The sequence below is a fragment of the Vibrio hippocampi genome, assembly GCF_921292975.1.
GTDB classification, from domain to species: domain Bacteria; phylum Pseudomonadota; class Gammaproteobacteria; order Enterobacterales; family Vibrionaceae; genus Vibrio; species Vibrio hippocampi.
In genome coordinates this window covers 726,746-750,066 of the sequence record NZ_CAKLCM010000003.1, presented here as the reverse complement: position 1 = coordinate 750,066, position 23,321 = coordinate 726,746, and the positions used below count along the sequence as shown (strand labels likewise).

21 protein-coding genes are annotated in these 23,321 nt (G+C 44.3%); 7 read left to right on the top strand and 14 right to left on the bottom strand.

The annotated features are described in order from the left end of the window. The first annotated feature begins 296 nt into the window (after window positions 1-296). Window positions 297-1,190 (top strand): endonuclease/exonuclease/phosphatase family protein, encoded by an 894-nt coding sequence (locus L9Q39_RS16495; RefSeq protein WP_237486189.1) that lies wholly within the window; start codon window positions 297-299, stop codon window positions 1,188-1,190. 107 nt (window positions 1,191-1,297) lie between these two features. Here the strand turns inward: L9Q39_RS16495 and L9Q39_RS16490 are convergent, their stop codons facing one another. The 6 genes from L9Q39_RS16490 to L9Q39_RS16465 all read right to left on the bottom strand — a co-directional run bounded on the left by L9Q39_RS16490 (window position 1,298) and on the right by L9Q39_RS16465 (window position 6,106). Continuing rightward, the gene (locus L9Q39_RS16490; RefSeq protein ID WP_237486188.1) at window positions 1,298-1,717 is read right to left on the bottom strand and encodes a DUF6691 family protein; all 420 of its coding nucleotides are present in this window, start codon (window positions 1,715-1,717) and stop codon (window positions 1,298-1,300) included. 12 nt (window positions 1,718-1,729) lie between these two features. After that, on the bottom strand, window positions 1,730-2,137 hold the full coding sequence (locus tag L9Q39_RS16485; RefSeq protein ID WP_237486187.1) for a YeeE/YedE family protein: 408 nt from the start codon (window positions 2,135-2,137) through the stop codon (window positions 1,730-1,732). Further along, window positions 2,137-2,442: an ArsR/SmtB family transcription factor gene (locus L9Q39_RS16480; protein ID WP_237486186.1), complete on the bottom strand. Its 306-nt coding sequence runs from the start codon at window positions 2,440-2,442 to the stop codon at window positions 2,137-2,139. The genes L9Q39_RS16485 and L9Q39_RS16480 overlap by 1 nt, the downstream gene beginning before the upstream one ends. Before the next feature lie 230 nt (window positions 2,443-2,672). Beyond that, the gene (locus tag L9Q39_RS16475) at window positions 2,673-3,761 is read right to left on the bottom strand and encodes a ketoacyl-ACP synthase III (RefSeq protein ID WP_237486185.1); all 1,089 of its coding nucleotides are present in this window, start codon (window positions 3,759-3,761) and stop codon (window positions 2,673-2,675) included. A 385-nt stretch (window positions 3,762-4,146) separates the two neighbouring features. Further along, a complete protein-coding gene (locus L9Q39_RS16470; protein WP_237486184.1) occupies window positions 4,147-5,091 on the bottom strand; it encodes a hypothetical protein in 945 nt (314 codons plus the stop codon). Between the two features lie 100 nt (window positions 5,092-5,191). Next, window positions 5,192-6,106, bottom strand: a complete 915-nt coding sequence (locus L9Q39_RS16465) for a LysR family transcriptional regulator (RefSeq protein WP_237486183.1) — start codon at window positions 6,104-6,106, stop codon at window positions 5,192-5,194. Between the two features lie 455 nt (window positions 6,107-6,561). Between L9Q39_RS16465 and L9Q39_RS16460 the strand changes: the two genes are divergently transcribed. Continuing rightward, on the top strand, window positions 6,562-7,308 hold the full coding sequence (locus L9Q39_RS16460; RefSeq protein ID WP_237486182.1) for a helix-turn-helix transcriptional regulator: 747 nt from the start codon (window positions 6,562-6,564) through the stop codon (window positions 7,306-7,308). Between the two features lie 15 nt (window positions 7,309-7,323). On the opposite strand, the gene L9Q39_RS16455 is transcribed toward L9Q39_RS16460, so the two are convergent. Continuing rightward, window positions 7,324-8,217, bottom strand: a complete 894-nt coding sequence (locus L9Q39_RS16455; protein WP_237486181.1) for a LysR family transcriptional regulator — start codon at window positions 8,215-8,217, stop codon at window positions 7,324-7,326. Between the two features lie 332 nt (window positions 8,218-8,549). Here L9Q39_RS16455 and L9Q39_RS16450 point away from each other — a divergent pair, with 332 nt between their 5' ends. Then, window positions 8,550-8,921: a MaoP family protein gene (locus L9Q39_RS16450; protein ID WP_237486180.1), complete on the top strand. Its 372-nt coding sequence runs from the start codon at window positions 8,550-8,552 to the stop codon at window positions 8,919-8,921. 228 nt (window positions 8,922-9,149) lie between these two features. On the opposite strand, the gene L9Q39_RS16445 is transcribed toward L9Q39_RS16450, so the two are convergent. From L9Q39_RS16445 to L9Q39_RS16420, 6 genes are all read right to left on the bottom strand, one after another. Continuing rightward, window positions 9,150-9,578, bottom strand: coding sequence for an ATP-dependent zinc protease family protein (locus L9Q39_RS16445; protein WP_237487053.1), 429 nt, complete (start codon window positions 9,576-9,578; stop codon window positions 9,150-9,152). Window positions 9,579-9,594: 16 nt separating this feature from the next. After that, entirely contained in the window at window positions 9,595-10,614 is a 1,020-nt protein-coding gene (locus L9Q39_RS16440) for a succinylglutamate desuccinylase/aspartoacylase family protein (protein WP_237486179.1), read from the bottom strand. Between the two features lie 3 nt (window positions 10,615-10,617). Further along, a complete protein-coding gene (rimK, locus tag L9Q39_RS16435) occupies window positions 10,618-11,523 on the bottom strand; it encodes a 30S ribosomal protein S6--L-glutamate ligase (RefSeq protein ID WP_237486178.1) in 906 nt (301 codons plus the stop codon). A 649-nt stretch (window positions 11,524-12,172) separates the two neighbouring features. Next, window positions 12,173-13,582 carry an FAD-dependent oxidoreductase gene (locus L9Q39_RS16430; protein WP_237486177.1) on the bottom strand — a complete coding sequence of 470 codons (1,410 nt, stop codon included), beginning with the start codon at window positions 13,580-13,582 and terminating at the stop codon, window positions 12,173-12,175. A gap of 247 nt (window positions 13,583-13,829) precedes the next feature. Further along, a complete protein-coding gene (locus L9Q39_RS16425; protein ID WP_237486176.1) occupies window positions 13,830-16,259 on the bottom strand; it encodes an ABC transporter permease in 2,430 nt (809 codons plus the stop codon). Next, window positions 16,260-16,979, bottom strand: a complete 720-nt coding sequence (locus tag L9Q39_RS16420; RefSeq protein WP_237486175.1) for an ABC transporter ATP-binding protein — start codon at window positions 16,977-16,979, stop codon at window positions 16,260-16,262. Between L9Q39_RS16420 and L9Q39_RS16415 the strand changes: the two genes are divergently transcribed. From L9Q39_RS16415 to L9Q39_RS16400, 4 genes are all read left to right on the top strand, one after another. Continuing rightward, window positions 16,978-17,589 (top strand): arylesterase, encoded by a 612-nt coding sequence (locus L9Q39_RS16415; protein WP_237486174.1) that lies wholly within the window; start codon window positions 16,978-16,980, stop codon window positions 17,587-17,589. The two genes, L9Q39_RS16420 and L9Q39_RS16415, sit on opposite strands and share 2 nt — an antisense overlap. Window positions 17,590-17,744: 155 nt before the next feature. After that, window positions 17,745-18,941, top strand: coding sequence for an enoyl-ACP reductase FabV (gene fabV, locus L9Q39_RS16410; RefSeq protein WP_237486173.1), 1,197 nt, complete (start codon window positions 17,745-17,747; stop codon window positions 18,939-18,941). A 198-nt stretch (window positions 18,942-19,139) separates the two neighbouring features. Then, window positions 19,140-20,678, top strand: a complete 1,539-nt coding sequence (locus tag L9Q39_RS16405) for a putative bifunctional diguanylate cyclase/phosphodiesterase (RefSeq protein WP_237486172.1) — start codon at window positions 19,140-19,142, stop codon at window positions 20,676-20,678. Between the two features lie 143 nt (window positions 20,679-20,821). Beyond that, entirely contained in the window at window positions 20,822-22,483 is a 1,662-nt protein-coding gene (locus tag L9Q39_RS16400) for an ABC-ATPase domain-containing protein (protein ID WP_237486171.1), read from the top strand. A gap of 88 nt (window positions 22,484-22,571) precedes the next feature. Here the strand turns inward: L9Q39_RS16400 and L9Q39_RS16395 are convergent, their stop codons facing one another. Further along, on the bottom strand, window positions 22,572-23,192 hold the full coding sequence (locus L9Q39_RS16395; RefSeq protein WP_237486170.1) for a DNA-J related domain-containing protein: 621 nt from the start codon (window positions 23,190-23,192) through the stop codon (window positions 22,572-22,574). Window positions 23,193-23,321 lie beyond the last annotated feature (129 nt).

The window sequence follows — 23,321 nt, the reverse complement described above, 5'->3', positions numbered from 1 at the left end:
CTTTCTCCTTACCCCTAGAATACGCACAGACTTATCCACACATACACTATATAGGGCTTTTATTTGTTATGCTGACACAATATATTGTGGCGTATTAAACTTCAAAGCACCAATCAACAGCATTGATTTAGATCAATAAAACACGGTTCCTGAGTAAGAAGAAATCGATCTAATGAAGAAGATCTCGCTATGCAAAAAAAAACTAAATTCACCTAGAATTTTGTGATTTTTAGTTGCAATTTTGCCAAGGCTTGCGGCACATTGGCTCAACGCCAATTTCAAAAATTGAAAGCATTATGAATAGAACTATCAGCTATTACAAAAGGGTGTTGAGTATCGTTTTTGCTATAACGACATTTAGCCCCAATATTTTCGCTCTTACCCTTGCATCGTGGAATATAGAGTGGTTGACCATCAATGGAGATACTAGATATCCACAAAGCCTACGCGAGCAAAACGATTTCTTGCTGTTGCGTGACACGTTTGAACAAATGTCACCCGATGTATTAGCATTTCAAGAAGTCGATAGTCTCGAAGCAATTCAGGCGGTTGTGGGGGGTGATTATCAAATCTATCTCTCTGACCGCGCCCAGCCTAATAATCGCGCGTTGCAATTTAACGGTATCAACCAATACACAGGCTTTGCCATCAAAAAACGTTACAATGTCACTGACCACAAAGACCTTGCATTGACGCCAGACAGTCGGCTTAGGTTCGCCACTCATGTAGCACTCAATGATGGCAAGCAAACTATTCAATTGCTCAGCGTGCATTTAAAAGCGGGCTGCGCCGGTAAGTATTCTGGTTCTAATCGCAATTGCCGCCAATTAAAACAACAAGGTAGAGTGCTGAGTGATTGGTTACAGCAGCGTGTCCAAGCGGGGGAAGCTTACGTTATGCTAGGTGATTTTAATCATAATCTCGCGTTTAAAGGCGACTGGTTATGGAAAGATTTAGTGGATGGGTTAACGCAGCAGCCGACTTTGACTACGCGCGATACTCGAGCGGATTGTAAAGTCCGCTCTAGAAACAACCCAAACAAGACACATCAGTTTCGCTCATTAATTGATCACATTCTAATCAGCCCTTCACTAAGCGCAAGCAAGGCAAAGCAGTGGGTTTACCCGACGAAACAGGTATTGAATCATCAATTAAGCGATCACTGCCCTGTCTACATAGAACTTCATTGATATAACAGGTCAACACCAGATGACTTGATGTTAGATGGCTTTTTGCTGAGTGTTTATTTTTCTTGCAAGGTGGTTTTTTGCAAGGGGACTCAGTGCAAAAATAGGCGCTAAGAGGAAATCCGCGGCTGGACTAGTTTCGCTAGTTTCATTCCCAACAACATGGCAGCAATAAAAGCAAAGATTTCCCAAGAGCCTAGCGACATAGAAGCGATAGCCGGACCTGGACAAATGCCTGCGATTCCCCAGCCAATACCAAACAGCGAAGCGCCGATAATCAACTGACGATCAATCAGCGTTTTTGCGGCGAGGCTAAAGCTATTGGCAATGATGGGCTTGTGACGTTTTGCTATAACAAACCAATAGACCGGAGCGAAAACCAACAAGGCTCCGCCCATCACAAAGGCGAGATCGATGCGCCAGTCTCCTGCAACATCAAGAAAAGCAATAACATTTTCAGGATTAGACATGCCGGATACAATCATGCCGATCCCAAACAGCAAGCCACTAATAAAAGCGATAATATTCATGATCAACTCCGCTTATCCGAAAAGGTGAAGGCTAACAAAAGTCGTTAGCATTGCGACCAACATAAACACGCAAGTCGCAGCAATCGAGCGTATCGATAAACGTCCCATGCCACAGATACCGTGACCGCTAGTGCAACCATTGCCCAGCGATGTCCCCAGCCCAACGAGTAAGCCAGCGAAGATGATCATTATTGGTGATGTCACCATGTTGATCGCTGATATGTCTATCCAGTGCGAGGCAACAAACCCACCGAGCACCATGCCTAACAGGAATATCACGCGCCAACCTCTATCAGAACTAAAGAACGTGCCGGATACAATACCGCTGATACCAGCAACTTTACCGTTAAACAACAGTAACAAAGATGCGGACACACCCAATAGCATGCCGCCGATAAGAGATAGCCAAGGAAACGCCATTATGATGACTCCTCATCACAAAATACGCTGTGCAAATGATGAATCAGTGACTTTACTTTCGGATCACTGAGCGAGTAGTAAACATTTTGTGATTGCTTGCGTACTGACACTAAATTGGCTTTCTTTAGAACGGTCAAGTGCTGTGAGAAAGCCGACTGACTCAACTGAGAGTTAGCTTGCAGTACGCCCGCTCCCACTTCACCTTCCACCAATTGGCACAATACCAACAACCTATCTGGATGAGACATGACTTTCAGTGTTTCAGAGACATCACCGACACGTTGCCTCATAGCTTCAATGGACATAAGCACCCTATCTTTAAAATTTGAACTTAGTAAAAATTTGAACTTAGTAAAAATTTGAACTTAGTTATAGTGTATTGGCTCTCGTATATTAGTCAATACTTAATTAGTAATTTCAAATTTAGCTTGATTCAAATTAGCGATAACTATATTGACGGTGAAAAGCATCGCCTAAATGCAAAACAGGTCAGTGTTAAACACTGACCTGTGGACAAAATCAAATTACAAATCAATTAGGCTTGAGGCTTATTTTTACAATGTTGGATGGCATCCGCCATCAGTTCCAGTGCAGTAAGATCGGTCTCAGGCAACTTTGCATCACTTAGCCCTTGTGGCGTGACACGTTGCCCCCAAACAAGATGACCTGCGCCCCAAGTAAGACCGGCACCAAATGCAGCAAGCAAAAGATGGCTATTAGGTTTTATCGCGCCTGACTCTGCCGCTTCACAGAGGGCGATTGGCACCGTCGCCGCAGAGGTATTGCCATAATGTTGGATATTCACAAACGCTTTTTCACGGTCAATTCCAGAGAGATCGCACAGTGTTTGGATAATCCGAATGTTAGCTTGATGAGGAATAACAAGATCAATTTGATCTGTGGTGAGATCAGATCTCGCGAGCACTGTGCTTGCCGCCGCTCCCATACCTCGAACCGCTCTTTTAAAAATCTCTTTGCCGACAAAATCGAACTCAAAATAGCCATTGTCGGCAGCAAATCGATCCATGGCAGTACCAAACTTTGGCACCGCTAAGATATCTCGTCCTTTCGCGTCACAGCCCAACTGTGCGTTTTGCAGCCCGACTTGACGCTCGGTTTTACTAAGCACGACGGCCCCCGCCCCATCACCGAAAAGTACTGCTGTATCGCGCTCACTCCAATCAAGGAAGAACGATAACCGCTCTGCCCCAATAACAATCGCATGTCGGTAGTTGCCCGATTGAATCAGGCGAGTTGCGGTTTCTAAACCATAAACAAATCCCGTACAGGCGGCATTGAGATCAAACGCGGCGCACGATGGTGCCCCAATGTTTTGTTGTACCTTAGATGCGGTATTTGGAATCAGTGAGTCAGGCGAGCAGGTTGCGACAATGATTAGGTCAACTTCGCTTGCGTCGATTCCAGCACAAGCCATTGCATGTTTAGCCGCTACAGTCGCCATTTCAGAGGTATTCACATGACTAATACGACGATTCTCAATCCCAGTGCGGGTTCGGATCCATTCGTCAGAGGTATCCATGATAGTCGTGAGATCATGGTTCGATAAGATGGATGGAGGTAAACATTTCCCCCATCCGGTCACTTCGGCATAAAAACTATTCATTACAGACCTTTATTATTCTAATAAACCATTCTATTAACTGTAGTCCAAACAGACCGCGTGTCAGGTGCTAATTCCTTGCTTGCCAATGGTTTTTAATTAAATTGCGTAATGAGTATACCCAAGTGGAGGTAAGATGCTAGCGCCACAGCGAATACTAATCTAAGGCTGTGACTTTACCGCTATATTGATAAATGGCTCTCGCTAATAGTCGCTTTATCGACCAACAGCGTTAGCTACGCATGGCTTTAATCTACAAATAACTTTATGGGCGAACGGTTTTGTGATTGGAGAGCTTTGTGATTGTAGACCTTTGTGACTGAATAGTTTTGTGACTGAATAGTTTTGTGAACTAATTCAAGACGAAAAAATACACAGACTAAAAGCTTCACGGTTGACTATCTCGAGTGACAAGATGGTAGATCTGACAGTCATCAGCACTATACTCGTCTTTAGGTTGTCGAGCGACTAAGACGCGATCTTCATGGGCGATGTGAGAGCCATGGCAGCTAAGTTGTGCGGTATGAAGCAAATGGCGAGTATGCAATAACGAGTCGCTGTTTATCTCTAGGTAACCCGTCACCAACAACTCATCCACTTTAACCGTCGAATGGTCCTCTATGCGTAGTTGATTGAGATAGAGATTACCGCCGGCAAGGCTAGAGTTAAGTAATACGGAAACACTTTCATCAATCGTTAAGTTAGGCGTTTGATTAACAACAATGCTTTGAGTTGTGAGATAGAGTCGACTGGGTTTACCCTCTACCGTATTATCAAATGTAATACTGCCTCGATTGGTGGCAAACAGCGCTAACTTATCAACCCGACCCGCAATAACCACTTCCGCATTGTCGACCAACAAATTGTAGTTTGGCTGCTTTGAGCGATCGGTTCCTTCGGAATAAACCACACTGCTTAATGATAGTTTGCTGTAGTTTGACACCGATATGGCGCTATTTTCAATCACGCTATCTTTAATCGAAACCGCAGCACCACCCGAAATAGCGATAACGGCTTCGCTATTTCCCGATCGCAATGTTCCACCATTCAGAGTCAGCGTTTTACCATCAATATGGAAACTCCCCTCACAGACGCCATTCAGGTATAACGTCTCTGGCACATCGCTTTGCTTTAGCACTTCAGTCAACTTATTTGGATCGGTACGGCAATCGACAAGATAAGGCTGCACATGATCTGCCGTCAATGGTGAGAACTGCGCACCAGAATGATGGCTAAATAGATATTGATCCAAGCCAATTACACTGAATGAAAACACGACCAACCAAGCAAGGCTTTTTCTGTATGTCTTTACCGACTTCGACTCAAGATGCATATTGATAACTATTTTGATAAAAACACTGCAAATTAAGTTACAAAATCTATTTTAGCGACGCATCACCCATTAGGGGGATGCATCAATATAAATCATTGGTTTAGTGGTTTTTCATTACGCTTGCGACTTGTTCTCGAAACCATTTATGAGCGGCATCATTATTTCTGGTCGCGTGCCAGAACATCGATACATTCAATTTATCTTTAAACAGATCGCTGCGAAGCATTTTGATTTGTGAGTATTTTATATACCGCTGCGCGAGTTTGACTGGAAATATGGCGATATATTCACCTTGTTCAATAATAGGTAACATCTCGTAAAGGTTACTCGCATACCAAAATATGCTTCTTTCTCTCAAAATACTGTCGGCATTGAGTCCTTTACCTAGCAAATATGCCTGTTCCTGATTAGGACTGACATGCGCGACATGCTTTTCTTGCAAAAACTGCTGTTCATTAATGGTGTTGCCAGTAAGTCGCGGGTGATCATTACAACAAACAACACACAACTCTTCTTCCATCACTGTGGTCGCACAGAGTTGATGGTGTTGACCGTAATCGACATCAAGCAGTAAGTCATACTTCTGAGAACGGAGGTTCTCTATTAATGATGAGTCATCGACTCGAACTTCCGTTTTAACTGACACATTGGGCGCTTGCTGACGTATCGCTGCAGACAGTTTGGGCAATATTTCGCCACCAAATACACTTAAAGAAGAAATAATAAACTGTTTACTATTGGTATGAGGTTCAAACTTATTATGCTCAGGGGTGGTCAATTTTATGGCATTAATCGCAGCGGATAATTCCGGATAGATATTAAGCGCAAATTGTGTGGGTTTTATACCATGGCTCTCTCGAATGAAAAGATTATCGTTGAACAAAATCTTCAATTTAGCGACGCTTTGACTAATCGCCGATTGGCTAATGCCAAGACGTTTAGCCGCGCCTGAGTAACTCCGTTCTTCAACGATGGCGACGAACGTAGGAATCAAGCTAAAGTCTGAGTGCTTCATAAGGTGATCAATGCTGACTATTTATAATAATTGAGACGATTTATAACCTAATCTCGCTAAATAATCCTAATTTACCCTGCTTTTTAGAAGATTTTACAGTTAAGTGGGTGACTTATAAGCACCTAACTAAAATCCCCTATCCTTCCAACCTAACGCGCTTAATAAATCATCAATATTTATTTGACAAATTTAAGCGCTAATAGCAGTTATAAGTAAACTTAGCTCACTATCCGTTCGCTGTTACATTAAGATTTACGCCTAATTGATACCTTTTTCGCTATTTTATATAGGCAAGTTAGCTTTATAACCCGTTTGGGTGATGTGGTAAGTTATCGTTAATCCTTATCATTTCAACTTATTAGCACAAAGTAAAACAGTTACAAAGTGAAAGCCACGTTCTAGTGATCCTGCCTTTATTACTGAATCCATTACCAAAATAAGAAGATGCTTTACTTATGACTGAGAGTCGAGAATTATCCACAGCCCCGTTTCTACCTCCCCCGCTGGTAGAAAAACAATTTCGTCACTCATTGTCTGATCTTGGAATTAGCCACGTACAGTTTGTTATTGAGAGTGCGGATAAAAAGTATTGCCTGACAGGATGTGAAGATCTAAGACACGATCATGGTGAGAGGGTCTCATTTAATCAAAGCAGCAATTTACTAGCGACGATACCTGATAACTTTGAAGCGGTTGCAAAAGAGACATTGAGCGAGTGTTGTGACGTTAACCTCGGGACCGGGCTAACGCATTATCAGTATAAAATCACCAAGCGTATCGTGCATCAGTATCGAGCCCATTTTATCTTCTCAAGCGACAGTAAACTCAATGCAAAAGAGCACAAGCAACTTCAAGCCCATATCGAGTTAGTGATAGCATGGGCAAACTTTAGTGCCTCCCACCATCACCTTATTAAGCAGTGGGACCTTATAAATGATAGCAATTTTATCACCGATTCCTTGCTTACCGCATCCGAGTTAGCGGTATTTCAGCTTTTAATTAGCGGTTGTACCGGCTCACAGATTGCACAAATAAGACAGGTATCAAAAGAAACTGTGAGAACTCAGATCAAGAGTATATTGCATAAAACAGACTGCAATAGCCAAAATCAACTCATATCAAGATATGGCTATAGTCAGTGGCTTACCGAGCATGCTCGTTTTAAGCCACTAACTCAGTCAACTGTCACAGTGAAAGCGTAACCATTAGACTGACGACTATTTAATCGGTGGCATATCACCCGCTTGTTGCACTAGATACGGTGAAGTCGGCGCGACTTCATTCGCGAGTGCTTCGATCTGATGGATCGCTTCTAATGAGGTGCTATTTTTACGATAACTCATATAAAGGGGACGGATCCATGCTTCCGCGCCTTTCACCTTGTGGAGTTGACCAGACTCTAGGAGCGGCATTACCAGTGCATTCGGTAGATAGGCACATCCGCCTTTCTCGAGAATGAAATCTAAAGCAATACGCCCTGTTGAGGTGCGTAAATAAGGTGCTGGTATATTGGCGTGCCTTTGCGCATGTTCAAAACTAAACTGGGTTCCCCACTCCACGTACACATATTTATCATCAAAGGCGTTAGCGAGCTTCCTGATATCGGTCGACACCAATACCAAAGATAACTCACCAATTTGATTACAGGAAAATTCATCGACTTTGAATGGGTCAAACGACAGCGCAACATCTAAGGTTCGATCAAGAAGCTTTCTGTTGAGCTGTTCACGGCTCAACGATTCAGCGACAAAACCATAGCCACTCAATGTTCCCGTCACTTGGCTTAAAAAGTTCTGTAAGTACGCATCCCAAATGTTTGGTGTGCCACCTAACGTCAGCTGTTGAGCTTTGTTGCTCTCAAGAGAAAGATCAAACGTGGCCTGCTTTAGGGTCGATACCATGGTTTCGGCATAACTGACTAAACGTTCACCTGCTGAGGTTAGCTGGATATTATTGCGATGACGGGCAAATAGTTGAGTATCAAAATACTCTTCAAGTTGCTTGATGCGCGCACTCACGGCGGCCTGGGTGATATAAAGATTCTCCGATGCGCGACCAAAGTGCTTTTCTTTCGCAACTTCTAGAAATGTTTGAAAAACTTTTACGTCCATACTGGATTCTCATTAGAAGCGCACTTCGTGTTACGAATGCGTGCGCTGATTATATTAACGGCATCTTGAGCTCAACCCAACGACCTAAAGATGAAAAATTTACAGGTCATTTGGGTACGATATTTTGACATATTTAACGATGCCTATGGATAAAGAAGATTTGTAGTATCAATAAAAACAATTCGTTGTATTTTCAATGAGTTTAGCTCTATTTTCACCATCGAACCAACACGGGATTCATGTTGGGTACGTGAGTTTGCTTTCTGATCCTTAGTTTAGCTCTTGTACTATGACGTGTCTCGGTTTTACTACCTATTTGCTTTGAGGTCTCTATGACTGAAACTCTATTTCGCCACGGAAAAAAGCGTTTTTACGATGCTAACAAGTTTCCTCGTGGTTTTGCTAAATCTGGTGATTTTACGCTTGTAGAAGAAAACATCTTAACCACGTTTGGAGAGACAATGCTCGCACTTGAGTGTGGACAAATTGCTCCTGAAAACGCGGAGGAGAAACACTTCACAAAAGTATTGCTTAACCCAAGTAAAGCGAAATCCAAATTGGAACATACTTGGCTCAAGTACATTCGCTTAGCTCGCGGACGAAAAGCGTTCCACACACTAAACAGTAAATCAAAGTTCTATGATAACCCGACCAAGGACTATGAATACGATGCTGAGAACGATGACGTCTTAGAGCCGGCATAACCAAAGTTGTGATCTTCCCTCCTAAATGCTATGACCAAGTAGAGCTTAATGCTCTACTTTTTTTTACCGCTTTTTTGTGCTTTTTACGCAATAAAGGCGGTAACTTGCTGGCACAAGCAATACACCTAGAGCATAAACAGTACGCCTAGACCACAAGCATAAGCCGTATTCATAAACGGTATTCACAATTAATAACAAAGGGGACAAATGTCCCCTTTATCGGTGCTATTAATTATCGACAATAAAAGTTCGGCTCGGATCAACAAACACCCGATTGATCATTGCCTCACGTCCCAACAACATCATATAGGTCATATCCTGTCGGTTACTGAGCGTGATCTCAATCGGCCACTCTTTATCACCCAAACGGAACAAGGTTTGGATAACGCAACGCTGCTCAGAATCGCCGTTCGATGACTTAATTCGACGAGAATCGTGAACTAAAGATTCGCAATGAACGACCTGCTCTAGGTGGTAAATATCTGGGTGTAGGTCGTACTGCACATACACTTTACCGTCACGTCTAAAGCGTTGTAAGTTATCAACATGAAGCGAAGAGGTCTTCGCTCCAGTGTCAATGCGCACTTCAAGATCGTGTATCCCCAACTCAGGCAAGCTGCACAGTTCGAGGTTACCTATGATCATTTTATCTTCAATAAATTTTGGCATAATGTTACATATTCGGCTCTACGGGAACGATAGACTCTTGCATAATCTCGATATGCTCCAATACTTCTTCCGCACTATCGCCAAAATATGCAATGTGATACATCGCCTCACCTTCTTGTACTAGAGGGATGTTTTGTTTACCAATAATGATACCAGCTCTCGGCGATACCACTTGATCAATATTGTTGCCCAATGGACCATTAATATCGGCAAGGACTTCTCCTTTTTCGACCATGGCACCCAGAGCAACGTATTCTTTAACAAATCCGCTCGCACCGGCACGAGTCCAATCGCTGCGGTTTGCAATGAACGGTTCAGTTTTTGCGTTGCTGATACGCTTCTTCACCATACCGAGTGCTTTAAGCACACGAATAACCCCTTTTACGCCCGCTTGAATGGATAGTTCATCAAAACGTAACGCTTCTCCTGCTTCATAAAGCAACACGCGCGCACCGTGGTTTACCGCCGCTTCACGTAGTGAACCATCGCGGATATTGGCATTAAGCAACACCGGCACGCCAAAGGCTTCAGCAAGAGCTTTGGTTTGTTCATCATCCAAGTTAGCTCGGATTTGTGGCAAATTCGAGCGATGAATCGCACCAGTATGTAAATCAATCCCGTAATCACAATGGGCAACGACAGACTCTAAAAACGTATGCGCTAAACGACCAGCCAACGAGCCTTTTTTTGAGCCCGGGAAGCTACGGTTTAAATCTCGTCTATCAGGCATGTAACGGCTCTGGTTCAATACACCGTATACGTTAACCATCGGCACCAAAATCAAACTACCATTTTGCAGTTTAAGGTTTTCAGCAATCACGCGGCTGATGATTTCAATACCATTCAGTTCATCGCCATGCACGGCGGCACTGACGAATACAACCGGTCCCGGCTTTTTGGCTCGAATGACTTGTACTGGTATCGATACTTCGGCGTCGGTATACAACTTAGCAACAGGAATATTAATCTCTGTTTTCGTCCCTGGTTGCAGTTCAACACCACCAATAGTCAATATGTCTTTCATTTATTATCCACGTCCTTTCGTTTTGTTATTGTTGGGTTTCGCGTTTTTTTCGATAAACTCAAAAATCAATCCCGCCACATCTTTACCAGTTGCGCTTTCAATCCCTTCAAGACCTGGCGAGGAATTCACTTCCATGACCACAGGACCATTTTTAGATTGTAAAATGTCCACACCGCATAGGTTCAAGCCCATTGCTTTGGCTGCGTTGACAGCGGTCAATCGTTCTTCTTTAGACAATTTGACTAACTGCGCGGTACCACCTCTATGTAGGTTGGAACGGAATTCGCCTTCAGCCGCTTGTCGCTTCATCGCAGCAATAACTTTGCCGCCCACAACGAAACAGCGGATATCCGCGCCGTTCGCTTCTTCAATAAATTCCTGTACTAAGATGTTCGCTTTTAAGCCCATAAAAGCTTCAATCACACTCTCAGCAGCTTTGTTTGTCTCTGCTAATACCACACCAATACCTTGAGTCCCTTCGAGGAGTTTAATCACCAACGGTGCACCACCGACGTTCTTAATTAAGTCTTGGATTTTGTCTGGTTTGCTTGCAAATCCTGTTCTCGGCAGACCAATGCCTTTGCGAGAAAGCAGTTGTAGTGAGCGAAGCTTGTCACGAGAGCGGCTGATCGCTACCGACTCATTGACACAAAAAGTACCCATCATTTCGAACTGGCGGACTACTGCTGTGCCATAAAAAGTGATCGAAGAACCGATTCTTGGGATAACTGCGTCGTATGCTGGAAGTGCTTCACCCATATAACGTACCGTCGAATTGCTGCTGGTGATATCCATATAGCAATGCAACGTATCAATAATATCGACCTGATGACCTCGTTCTTCGCCAGCCTCCTTCAAGCGACGCGTAGAGTATAGGGTTTCGCCGCGAGATAGAATTGCAATACGCATGGCAGTTTCCTCTTTAGTGATTGTTTGAAATTATGATTATAGACCCGGCTGAAGATGCCGACGAAGAGCGCGCACCTTAAGAGTTTCTGGCGAAGAAATAAAACGATTAATACTAGTCGTGTCGATAAAAATAATTTATCGACACGACCTTTAATTAACCTGTTGATTAGTATTAATTTAATGAAAGAGTCACTAAGAATTCAACCGCTTTTATGTGCGGAATTATCAACAAAATGGAGAAATTGAGAGACAAAAAAACCGGCAATCAATGCCGGTTTTTGGATAACACTCAAAAGGTATAAAAAAAGGTAAGAGTGTTGAGATTAGCGTTCTGCCATCTCTTTTTTAACCATAACAATCGCTGCAACAACGAAAGTAAAGATAAGCGCAAGCTCCATGGTAGATCCCCTCAGTCAAAGTCGTTTAAAAACCAAAAAAATAGAAAAAAGTTAACTAAACCTAACTGCCGCGAAGTTTAACAACAACACTCGGCAAGATAAAGCCTAAAATTAAAAGTCCTGACTTAGATCAATAAATACCCCGAGTGTTGGTTTTTAAACCGGAATCATCTCACACTAATTGTTTGTAAATGTGAATAATGCTCATTTTTTGATAAGTGAGCATTATTTAACTTATATTGCCAACCAACTTAATAGGCAATTGCCAACGCCTGCGGATAACCTCTATCTTGAGCAAGTTGTTTTGCCTTGGTTTCAATATCATTCAGTCCATGATTGCTGGCTTTTTCTATCACATGGTCCTCTAAGCCAAACCAGTGCTGAGCGATCTTCTTAGCGGCGACCAAGGATGAGGTTGCCTTAACGATCTCCAGTCTCGCATAGCCATTTGCCTCAAACGTAACATCGGCCGTCCTCAAGCTCACGTCATCTCCCGGTATCTGCTGAGCACCAAACAGTGGCTTGCCCGCTGGGTACGCGGAAGAAAATTCAGGAACGAATTGGGACAAATGCTCAATGGCACTGTTTGCTCGGCGTTCGATGCTCTCTTGTGACCAACCATGATCAACCTTATTGATCAGATGCTGCGGCAAGGTTGGTTGCGCACTCTGCTCATTAGAAGAGACAAGCCCGCGCTCAAACAAGGTGATTTCTTGCGTCATACCATGCAATTGATAGTAACCATCAGGATATGGCGTCAACTGTGCCATTCCTTTGGGTGTGCCACGTTCACCATGGAAAATAACTTCTGGCCATTTTTCTTTGCTATCGGTGCGCCATTGCGTCACGTATGCCGCTTTAAACTCAACCAATCGTTGCCTTGGATAATTGAGTTGATCATCAAGTTCACCGGTTCGGAACCCACAGGCGTTAATGACAAAATCAAAACGACGGACTGGAGTGCTCTCCTGCGTGACAACAAACTCTTGTTGATCGCGAACAATACTCGACACCTTAGCACCGCGGTAAATGTTTAGGTTGGGATGATTAGCCATTTCTAATTCGATCGTGGCAGCAACCCGAAAGAGACTTAAACCATATTCCTGCACCACAAAGACCGGATATTTCAATCGGTCTAAATCACTGTTTTTAGCGAAAGGTATCAGCCAATCTTCTACCGTTTTAGGTACTGCTGGGGCAACTTTGCTTGCCAGTTCAACGAGCGTCGCCTTGTCAAAGCTTCGATAATAGTCTTGTGGTTGACCCAACACCTGATTGTTTTCGTCAAAACTGACCAATTCTTGATAAGTTTTCTGCAGCAACTCTAATCTTGGTAACAAGTTTTCAGGTGCACCATTATCGCTGGCTGGTACGGCAATCACCGTTGGTCTACGGTTAATGGTTTCAGGGAAAAAGCGAACAAAGTCTATGGATTGCTTTAATAGGTCGAGACAATTCTGATGTGAGAGCTCACGATAAAGATTGCCACCTGCGTGTAAATGGCACATTGGGGGACCACTAATAATCTCCTTGTTTTTTTCAAACAAAGAGACCTCAAGCCCCTGCTTGGCGAGATACAATGCCGTGGTCGCACCCGCAACCCCACCGCCAATAATGGCGATGCGTTTTTTTTCTGTAGATGAAGAGATATTCAATTCCATTATCAAACTTTCAAAGTCATTTTGCCCGCGCATTCTAACGTTTTACGCCAACGAAAAAAATCACAAAATTTGCCATAATTTTCTTGACACTATTGCCTTGGATAACTCATATCGCTGCGATGAAAACAACAAATCTTAGCGCATCTTTGCAGCAGCAAAGGCTTACGAAATTTCCAACACCAATTACTCTCGAGTTATCCAAGACCTTATCCACCGTTTTTGTGGATAACTTGCAGCACGACTGCAATTATTGTGTCATAACTGTCTTTGTATCATTCGTAACCAACTGTCTAAGCAAAGAAAATAACACAATTGCCAAGGTAAATAGTGCCGCTAAAGGAACCGCTAGCCAGGTGGATAAATGCCATGTCCAGTTAAGGTCAAAGCCAAACTTCATAATACTGCCCACAACCAACTCTGCGCCCATGGTGGCAACAATACCCGCCACCAAAGCCATGATTCCATATTCAGCCCAAATCGTTGCAAGTAATCGTTTGCGACTTGCTCCCAGTGTGCGATATAAGCGAAATTCTTGTTGTCGTTGCGTCAGACTTAAACGCAATAAGGTGAAGATCAACAGCAGTCCAGCTGCAACACCTAACACCGCCAACACCGTTATCGACCAAACAATCTGGGTCAACAACTGTTGAATTTTATCCCCCATCGCTCTGATGTCCATCAGACTTACCGTTGGATATTGTCTCGACAATTGGCTAATCAATGGATCATCAGCCGCCTCTAGACGAAAACTAACCAACCAAGTGGTCGATAGTGACTGCAATACATCCGGGGTAAAAATAAAGTAGAAGTTCGGTTTCATATCGCGCCACTCTACTTTACGTATCGTATTGATTATTGCTTCAAACTCCTGACCATTAATCGTAAAGGTCAAACTGTCTCCAATCTGCAAATCCAACGCTTCTGCCACTTCTTCTTCAACTGAAACACCGTTTGTCTCTGTCCACTGACCAGCGACCACTTGGTTATAGGTCGGCAACTGGTCAGCAAAAGTAAAGTTTAACTCGCGACGCAATGCATCCGTGTCTTTCGCGTTCGGTCGGTTTTCAACGTTGGCCGCTTGCTGATTGATCTTTGCTAGGCGACCCCTGGCTATCGGGAACGCCTCAGAACGCTGAATATTTTGGCTATCAAGTGTATGCAAGTAGCTTGCCTTATCAAAATCACCAATATTGAAAGCAAAAGCATTCGGGGCATTGTCTGGTAGGGTACGTTGCCAATCCTGCAACAGATCAGTTCTCACCAGCCAAATGGTTGTCAGCAGCATCAACGACAGCGCGAGTGCGCCATATTGCAGTGCTGTACTGGACTTACTTCGCAGGATACGGCTTATTGCCAACTTAAATGCTATCGGCAGTTGCAGCCGACTGATCATGACGGTGCATAACACGCTAATAAGCCCTAACAGCGCAAATAGCCCCAGCATGCCAGCAAGGACCAGCCAAACCAGAGTGTTATCGCCATAAGTGACCAATAAAGGGATCAGAGGCACTAAAATAAGGCAGTAAATGCCCCAATGGCTCGAGGACTCTTGATTTTGGAATACCTCTTTCGATGAAACAGACATCAACCTGTACAACGGAATACCTAATGCTGGAATAGCGATCAGCAAGCTCGATAAGATGGCAATCACCACTGGCAACACACCAAAACTGGGTAAAGGATCGGGCAAGAGATCTTTAAGCGGAATACGCAACAGCGCTTCAAGACCAAAACCGATGGCAAGACCAGAGACAATGGCAATACCTGCCAATAAGAGAACTTGAATCGACAACCAACGGACTATCCACTCACGACTCGCGCCTAGACTCTTCAACATAGCGACGGTTTGTCGACGGCTCTGTACATAATTTTGTCCCGTTAGCACTAACGTGGTGGCGGACATTATGATGATAATCGCCACAGTCAATGACAAATACTGAGTGGTGCGACTAAAGATTTCGTTGGTGCGTCTTGAGCTGTTCTCATCTCGCCAGCGATCACTGGGTGTCATGGGTATTTGAGATTTTAGCTGTTCAATCGTTTGATCATCGCCAACCATATACGCTCTAAACTGTACCCGACTGCCAAGCTGTATTGCCCCTGTGCTCGAGACGCTGTCTTGATGTATATAAGCACTTGGCATTTGTTGAAATGGGTTAAAACTGACTCCGGGCTCGTAGACCACTTCCCCTTTTACAATCAGATCGGCATCGCCGATACTGACGCTATCACCAATTTTAACCCCCAATCGATCGATAATGCGCGCATCTAACCACAGTTCATTAGGTTGTACTCGGTGCGACTGAATCTCTCCCGACTGCAAGATAAAATCCCCTCGCAACGGGAATTTATCGTCCACCGCTTTTACCGTGATTAGCTGCATGCCATTATCACTGAATGCCATGGTTTGAAATCGAGTATAAAAAGAGGTTTCTAAACCAGCATGGGTGATCAACTGTTGGGTTTCTGAATTGATTGGGTTGGCGGTAATGTAGACCGTATCTGCTGTTAAGGCATCTTTGCCTTGCTTAACAATGACCTGCTCCATGCGCTCCGCTAAAGCAGATAAGGCGAAAATACAAGAGACAATAAGCATCATGGAGACCGCAATTGGCCATAGTTGTCCCTGTCTTATCTCATCTAGGCTCCAATTGAGCAGACGACGATTTAAAGTCATTTACTGCTCCTCCAATTGACCTTGAGACATGAGATCTTGAGAGATAAGATCTTGCGACATATGACCTTGGGACATAGTTAACACTCTGTCGCAACGCTTAGCGAGGCTCATATCATGAGTAATCAGCACCAGCGTGGTGCCAAACTGCTTATTCATATCAAACAGCAATTCGACAATTCGACCTGCGGTTTTTTGATCGAGGTTACCGGTCGGTTCATCGGCGAACAAAATCTTGGGGCGCGTCATAAACGCTCTGGCAATCGCAACTCGTTGTTGCTCTCCCCCTGAAAGCTGGGTGGGTAAATGATCAAAACGATGCTCAAGCCCAACCGAAGCTAATAACTGCTTAGCGCGTTGTTGATCTTCTTGTTCACCCTTAAGCAAACTTGGCAAGGTCACATTACTCAGTGCTGACATACTGGGAATTAATAAGAAGTTCTGAAACACAAACCCCAATTTTTCACTGCGAATTTTGGCACGTTGTTCGTCATCGAGAGAGGAAATCTCTTGACCTAACAACTCTATGCTGCCGCTACTTGGCATATCCAAACCCGACAATAATGTCATCAAGGTTGATTTGCCCGCTCCAGACGTTCCCACAATGGCGACCGACTCACCCTGATCGATAGTCAGGTTAATATCATTCAAGATTGTTAATTGTTCGGTTTTGGTGGAAACTAGCTTGCTAACAGATTCAGCTTTAATTACGGATAGGCTCATGATTAATCGGGTTTCCTTTTATCTTCTTTTTGTTTTGACGCTACTTTCGCCCTTTGCATCGGCGAAGTCCTTGCTTATTTTGGGTGACAGCCTTAGCGCTGGCTACAATATGCAGATCGAACAGAGTTGGCCACGCCTGCTTAACACTGAGCTGGCAAAACAAGGCCAGCATGATATTACTATTTATAATGGCAGCGTCTCGGGTGACACAACCGGTAACGGCTTAGCTAAGTTGCCACAGCTACTCAGTGAGCACAAGCCTGATACGGTGTTGATTGAACTTGGTGCCAATGACGGTCTGCGTGGATTTCAGCCCAATGTTGTCGAGACTAACCTGACTCAGATAATCAAATTGAGTGAGCAGCAAGGAGCAAAAGTACTTTTGATGCAAATTCGTATTCCACCAAACTATGGAAAACGCTACACACAAATGTTTGAAGCTATCTATCCACGTCTCGCTGAACAGTACTCCGTCCCTTTGATCCCGTTCTTTTTGGAATCGGTGATCACCCAGCCGGAATGGATGATGGCGGATGGTCTTCACCCCACCGCAGACGCTCAACCTTTTATTGCTGAATTAGTCGCTGCGTCCATTGCCGAACATTTATAACGTCTATCCATTTATCATCGTTCCATTTATCATCGTTCGATCACATATTTTAGCGTTTACGGTCATACATACCGCTTTCAATGCCTCAGCGCAATATTTGCTGGGGCATTTTTGTCTATCCTGTAACGGTTACTTATGTTTAGACAGGTTCAGTTATGCATATTCAACCTCTTATCGACGGCGTCATCGCTCGCACCGCGCATCCATTTGGCTGCCAACAATCCATCGATAACCAGATCGCTTACGTAAAGCGCAGTAAACCGATCAAACAGGGTCCCAAACGTGTGTTGATTCTCGGCGCTTCATCAGGATTTGGACTCGCTGCACGTATAGCCCTCACTTTTGGGGGGGCAGAAGCTGACACCATTGGTGTGTCTTATGAACGCGGACCGTCAGATAAAGGCGTTGGTAGCGCGGGTTGGTATAACAATATCTTTTTCAAACAACGTGCCCAGCAAGATGGGCGTATTGCAATTAACATCGTTGGCGATGCATTTTCTAGCCAAGTGCAAGAGCAAGTGATCGAAGCAATAGAGACCTACTTTGAAGGTGAAGTTGATCTTGTGATTTACAGTCTTGCCAGTGCTATGCGCCCCAAAGGAGATGGCAATTTTTGGCGTTCGGCGATTAAACCCATTGGTAATACGGTATCAGGCGCAACCATTAATCTTGAAACTCAGCAATGGGTAGAGAGTGAACTGCCCCCAGCCACTGAAGATGAAATAGAAGCGACATTAAAAGTCATGGGTGGCGAAGTATGGGAGCAGTGGGTCGATTTATTGATCAATTCCGAATCGGTTTCCGACAACTTTAAAACCATCGCTTTTTCCTATATTGGACCAGAAGTGACTCACCCGCTCTATCTTGACGGTACGTTGGGACGAGCTAAAGTCGATTTGCATCAAGCCAGTCACTCGCTCAATTTGAAACTGAGCCAGATTGGTGGCAGCGCCTACGCGACTGTGTGCAAGGCGTTGGTCACTAAGGCTAGCGTGTTCATACCGGGTCTCAGTCCTTATCTTCTCGCACTCTACCGAGTAATGAAAAATAGAGGCAATCATGAAGAGTGCATCGAACAAATGCAGCGACTGTTTTCAGATAAGCTCTACGGGCAATCCGTCGTTCCTGTCGATAATGAACGTTTGTTACGCATGGATGATTGGGAATTAGAGTCCAGTGTACAGAATGAGGTCATGGACCTCTTAGCGCAGATGGATGCAAATAACTTTAAACGCTTAGGTGATTTTGAAGGCTACTACAACTCGTTCCTTAATCTTAACGGTTTCGGGTTAGAAGGTATTGATTACTCTAAGAAACTCGACCTAGCCGCGCTATACGAACTCAACCCTTAGTTTAATTTGTGCTGTGTCTTCTATCTCAAAGTTAAGACACAGCACACTTATCGCGCCATCTCAGAAAAAATTCCCGTCAAAAATCCCTATTGCTCTCAGCCCATCATATACTTATTGGGTAATGCAACTAGTCTCTCATGAAAAATAGTTAGCAATACCTAAACTACACCACCAAAAACCACCCAAAAGGTGAATATAATGACCAAGGTGAGTCTGACCCGTGATCAAGCTTTATCACAATGTGAAAGTGATAGCGAACCGGAATCGTTTGATAGCCAACTATCAAAGGATCTTCCATTTGATCAATTTAAGGCTCACTGCCAGCAACAGTTGGAAGGCAAAAATCTCGAAATAGAAAAACTTACCCGCAAAGTCGAGAGGCTCACCAAGCAAAAAGCGAAACTCAGTAAGGCGATGGCATTCGCCAAGACCCATGATTTTTCTACTCCAATGCTAAACCGCTATGGGTTTGAAATCGCAATCAAGGCACAACTTTCAACTCCTCATGTCACCAACGGTGATTGTTTTCTATCTGTCGTCTTATTGCACCTCAGTAATGGTCAGCGGTTGCAAGCAAGACTGGGTAAACGCACCTACGAACAAGTGTTGGTCGATTTAATGGTGAGAATTAATGTCGAAACCCCTGAGGTGTGTACCATCGCTCGCCTCTCTACCGATGAAATTGCTTTATCGCTGTTTGTCCCTTCAACCGATGAACAGTACTTACCTAACATTACGGATAAATTGCTATCATTAGTGACCCGCAGTTTTGAATACAAACAACAAGAGATACATCTGCACGCCTACTGTGGTTTGGCCAATTCGCACCACTCAAGTGACCCTGTCACACTTATCAACTACGCCTATCATGCGAGTGTAACGTGCAAAACCAATGGCAACAGTGTCAACGTCTACAGTCATGCCATCCAAGAAGAGCAAAATCAATTCAATCAGCTTGAGGGCTATCTTCTACAAGCCGTGCGTAACGATGATTTGCTGCTCTACTTCCAACCTAAAGTCGATCTTGTCACCAATTGTTGGATTGGTGCCGAGGTATTACTGCGTTGGCGACACCCTATTCTTGGCGATATGTCTAATGAGCCTCTTATTCACCTTGCTGAACAGAATGGTTTAATTATTGAGCTGGGTTATTTTGTATTGCATCATGCGATGGAGTGCGCCACTAAGTGGGTTTCGATTGCGCCGGACTTTAGGCTGTCCATTAATATCTCCGCGAAACAAATCTGTTCCAGTAAATTCGCTGAGAAAGTGATTCACCTGCTCAAGCAATTTCAGCTCTCCCCACACAATCTTGAGTTTGAACTGACGGAAAGTTGCGTTATGGACAGTTTTTCTATCGCGCAGCGCAATATAGAAACTTTAAAAGATCATGGCATCCAGTTTGCGCTTGATGATTTTGGCACGGGCTATGCCTCATTTTATTACTTAAAGAAATTGCCGTTCGATGCGATAAAAATCGACAAGGAATTTATCGACACGGCGCTTGATGATCCACAAGACAAAACCATCTTCCGCTCTATCATCAGTATTGCAAAAAAACTCAACAAGCAAGTCGTCACTGAAGGGATCGAAACCTTGGAGCAGAGTCAGTTTGTGACTCAAGAAGGCTGTGACGTGGCACAGGGGTATTTTTATGCGAAACCGATGCCCTTGGATGTGTTTGAAACCCAACTGGCAAACCAATATCCACCGCGAATCGCGATGGTCATCAGCTAAATTTTCCATCAATTATCGTAGACACCGCACCTGAGTCGCCAATTAACGCGCTTATTCACTGACTTTCGCGTCAATGCTGCTTTACCCTATGCCAACAGACTTCTATAATCGCGCCCTTAGCCTAATTAATCCGAGAAGTGTTTATGGATCTCTTGATATCGAAACTAAAGAAAATTGAAAAACAGAATTATCGCGCCTACCAACAAATTAAAGGCAGCTATGATTTCACCGATTTTGATTTTCACATCGACTATGTTCAGTCGGATCCTTACGCTGCCGCTTCTCGGGTACGTGCGGTTCGCCCTTGGGCGCCAACTGGCTTGCAATGGCTGCTCCAACAGTCAGCGGAGTATCAGATTGCCGCTCGTGATTTTATTGCTAGGCAATTTGCCCTCTACGCTAAACAGGAAAACAGTGTCTCGATATCTCTGACGGGACAAACTGTATTAGATTCTACTTCCGTGGTTTTCATCGACGATGGCATTGAGCTGCGTTTCAGAGTTAACCTACCTGCGGAAGGTCGTTCAGTTCTTGGTAAGAAAGCCAGCAATATTCTTACGTTCCACTTACCGAAATACATTCGTAAGGCCACACTTGAACGTGAATTAGATATTGAAGCGTTAAAGAACCACTGTGAAGCGGTTGAAGATCAAGTTGCGCTGCGTGCACAACTGGAACAAAAAGGCTTGGTTGCCTTTGTCGGTAATGGCAGTGTCCTTCCTCGTGTCAGCGGTGATAGCGATTTACCAATGAAAGGCGCAATTCCGTTCCAAGCGCCAAAGTCGCTAGAGGTAACGTTACAATGCCCAAATCAGGGTTCTGTAGTCGGCATGGGCATCCCGCAAGGGGTGACGTTAATTGTCGGTGGCGGTTTCCACGGTAAGTCGACTTTGCTGACGGCTATTGAACGCTCTATCTATGATCATATCCCAGGCGATGGTCGCGAACGGGTTGTTTGCCTTGACTCAGCTTGTAAGATTAAAGCCGAAGATGGTCGCCCCGTGCACAACCTCAATTTAAGCAACTATATTAACCACCTGCCGTTTGGCAAGGAAACCGTTAACTTCAGTACGCAAGACGCGTCGGGCTCGACCTCGCAAGCGGCTTGGTTGCAGGAGTCTTTAGAATCCGGTTCTCAAGCCTTATTGATTGATGAAGATACCTCAGCCACCAACTTTATGATTCGTGATGAGCGTATGCAGGCATTGGTTGGCGCAGCGGACGAGCCAATTACGCCATTTGTTGACCGTGTTGGTCAGTTACGCGACCAATTGGCGGTGTCCACCATTATTGTTATGGGCGGTTCTGGGGACTATCTTGATGTTGCTGATACCGTGATTCAGATGCAAGACTATCAAGCAGTCGATGTCACTGAAAAAGCACAACAAGTCATTGCTCAGCACCCGACGACACGCATCAATGAATGCAGTGATAACCTTGAACTGTTCGCCCCGCGCCATATTCAGTGCACGCACCTACAGTCTATTCTTGTCGATGGTAAATTTAGAGTGTCGGGCAAAGGCAAGCACACGATCCGTTTTGGTACTGAATCAATTGATTTATCAGCGCTTGAGCAACTCGAATGTAACGGTCAGCTTAATGCCATCGGTTGGGTATTATTCCAACTGGCGCAAAACCCCGACTGGTCAATGCACCCACCAAAAGATATCAGTGTACTGCTGAGTGATACGTGGAGCCAAACCATGCCTAATTCCGGTGACTTGGTGAAACCGAGAGTCGTTGACGTTATGGCGGCAGTGAATCGCTTAAGAGCGGCTAAAATGCGTCAGCCAAGATCACAATAGAAGGTTTATTCTGTTTTTTTACTGATAGTGCTGCTGTTACTGCGCCAAGGATGGCGCGGTGAAATGAGCAACAAATGCCAGTCGCTAACTAAAACCCTTGTTTCAAGGTCGACCACGCTTGTAGGTACCATTTAAACGTCTCCGCATCGCCTCCTTCTTTGTCAGGGTGCCACTGAAAAGCGAACTTACGCCATGCCTGCCTAATGTCACGCTTGCTTGCCCACTGTTGCAATTCAAAACGCTGTAACGCTTCACTTCGAGTAATATCACCATCAACGACGCCAATATGCTGTTTGTAGTTGTTCCAAAATTGCTCTAACAGTCGCTTCACTTCTGAGCTGTCGGTATCATAATGACCCCAATCGAGGTAATACTCTCGTAGTCGATCTTCTTGAGCTAACGGGTCTCCGTTGACATGATTTGGGTTGCAGAGCCGAATATCCATAGACTCAACCTGCAACCAAGCATCGGGTAACAGCATTTGCTGCAACTGGTACAGCGCATTCATCAATAAAAAATTACGCTTAAAAAGATCTTTTTCAGGACAAGCGTCAAGTTCGGGGATCAAATTTTCTTCTGCTAGTCGCTGTGCAAGGGTATGAATTTTCCACCCGCTTGACTGTCGTTTTAACAGTTGCAACACCGACCATAGCAGTGGATTCTCTTCATCATGACACACCGTTATGGAGTGTGGTCTATTTTCCGTCACTACCCTCTCTCCTCTATTGCTATTGGGCAACCCGCACAAGCAACTTGTTTTTATACAGTAGTATAGACCTAAGGCAAGGTCACGAACAGAGTAAGTCAAATAGCAATTGAACGGTGTTTTATATTGGTT

Bases quoted from the DNA above. Each gene is read 5' to 3' on its own strand.
- L9Q39_RS16430 (WP_237486177.1), bottom strand. From the start codon at position 13,582: ATGGAATTGAATATCTCTTCATCTACAGAAAAAAAACGCATCGCCATT.
- L9Q39_RS16480 (WP_237486186.1), bottom strand. From the start codon at position 2,442: ATGTCCATTGAAGCTATGAGGCAACGTGTCGGTGATGTCTCTGAAACA.
- L9Q39_RS16475 (WP_237486185.1), bottom strand. From the start codon at position 3,761: ATGAATAGTTTTTATGCCGAAGTGACCGGATGGGGGAAATGTTTACCT.
- L9Q39_RS16415 (WP_237486174.1), top strand. From the start codon at position 16,978: ATGATTAATCGGGTTTCCTTTTATCTTCTTTTTGTTTTGACGCTACTT.
- L9Q39_RS16465 (WP_237486183.1), bottom strand. From the start codon at position 6,106: ATGAAGCACTCAGACTTTAGCTTGATTCCTACGTTCGTCGCCATCGTT.
- L9Q39_RS16485 (WP_237486187.1), bottom strand. From the start codon at position 2,137: ATGGCGTTTCCTTGGCTATCTCTTATCGGCGGCATGCTATTGGGTGTG.
- L9Q39_RS16490 (WP_237486188.1), bottom strand. From the start codon at position 1,717: ATGAATATTATCGCTTTTATTAGTGGCTTGCTGTTTGGGATCGGCATG.
- L9Q39_RS16450 (WP_237486180.1), top strand. From the start codon at position 8,550: ATGACTGAAACTCTATTTCGCCACGGAAAAAAGCGTTTTTACGATGCT.
- rimK (WP_237486178.1), bottom strand. From the start codon at position 11,523: ATGCGTATTGCAATTCTATCTCGCGGCGAAACCCTATACTCTACGCGT.
- L9Q39_RS16420 (WP_237486175.1), bottom strand. From the start codon at position 16,979: ATGAGCCTATCCGTAATTAAAGCTGAATCTGTTAGCAAGCTAGTTTCC.
- L9Q39_RS16455 (WP_237486181.1), bottom strand. From the start codon at position 8,217: ATGGACGTAAAAGTTTTTCAAACATTTCTAGAAGTTGCGAAAGAAAAG.
- L9Q39_RS16495 (WP_237486189.1), top strand. From the start codon at position 297: ATGAATAGAACTATCAGCTATTACAAAAGGGTGTTGAGTATCGTTTTT.
- L9Q39_RS16470 (WP_237486184.1), bottom strand. From the start codon at position 5,091: ATGCATCTTGAGTCGAAGTCGGTAAAGACATACAGAAAAAGCCTTGCT.
- L9Q39_RS16440 (WP_237486179.1), bottom strand. From the start codon at position 10,614: ATGAAAGACATATTGACTATTGGTGGTGTTGAACTGCAACCAGGGACG.
- fabV (WP_237486173.1), top strand. From the start codon at position 17,745: ATGCATATTCAACCTCTTATCGACGGCGTCATCGCTCGCACCGCGCAT.
- L9Q39_RS16400 (WP_237486171.1), top strand. From the start codon at position 20,822: ATGGATCTCTTGATATCGAAACTAAAGAAAATTGAAAAACAGAATTAT.
- L9Q39_RS16460 (WP_237486182.1), top strand. From the start codon at position 6,562: ATGACTGAGAGTCGAGAATTATCCACAGCCCCGTTTCTACCTCCCCCG.
- L9Q39_RS16405 (WP_237486172.1), top strand. From the start codon at position 19,140: ATGACCAAGGTGAGTCTGACCCGTGATCAAGCTTTATCACAATGTGAA.
- L9Q39_RS16425 (WP_237486176.1), bottom strand. From the start codon at position 16,259: ATGACTTTAAATCGTCGTCTGCTCAATTGGAGCCTAGATGAGATAAGA.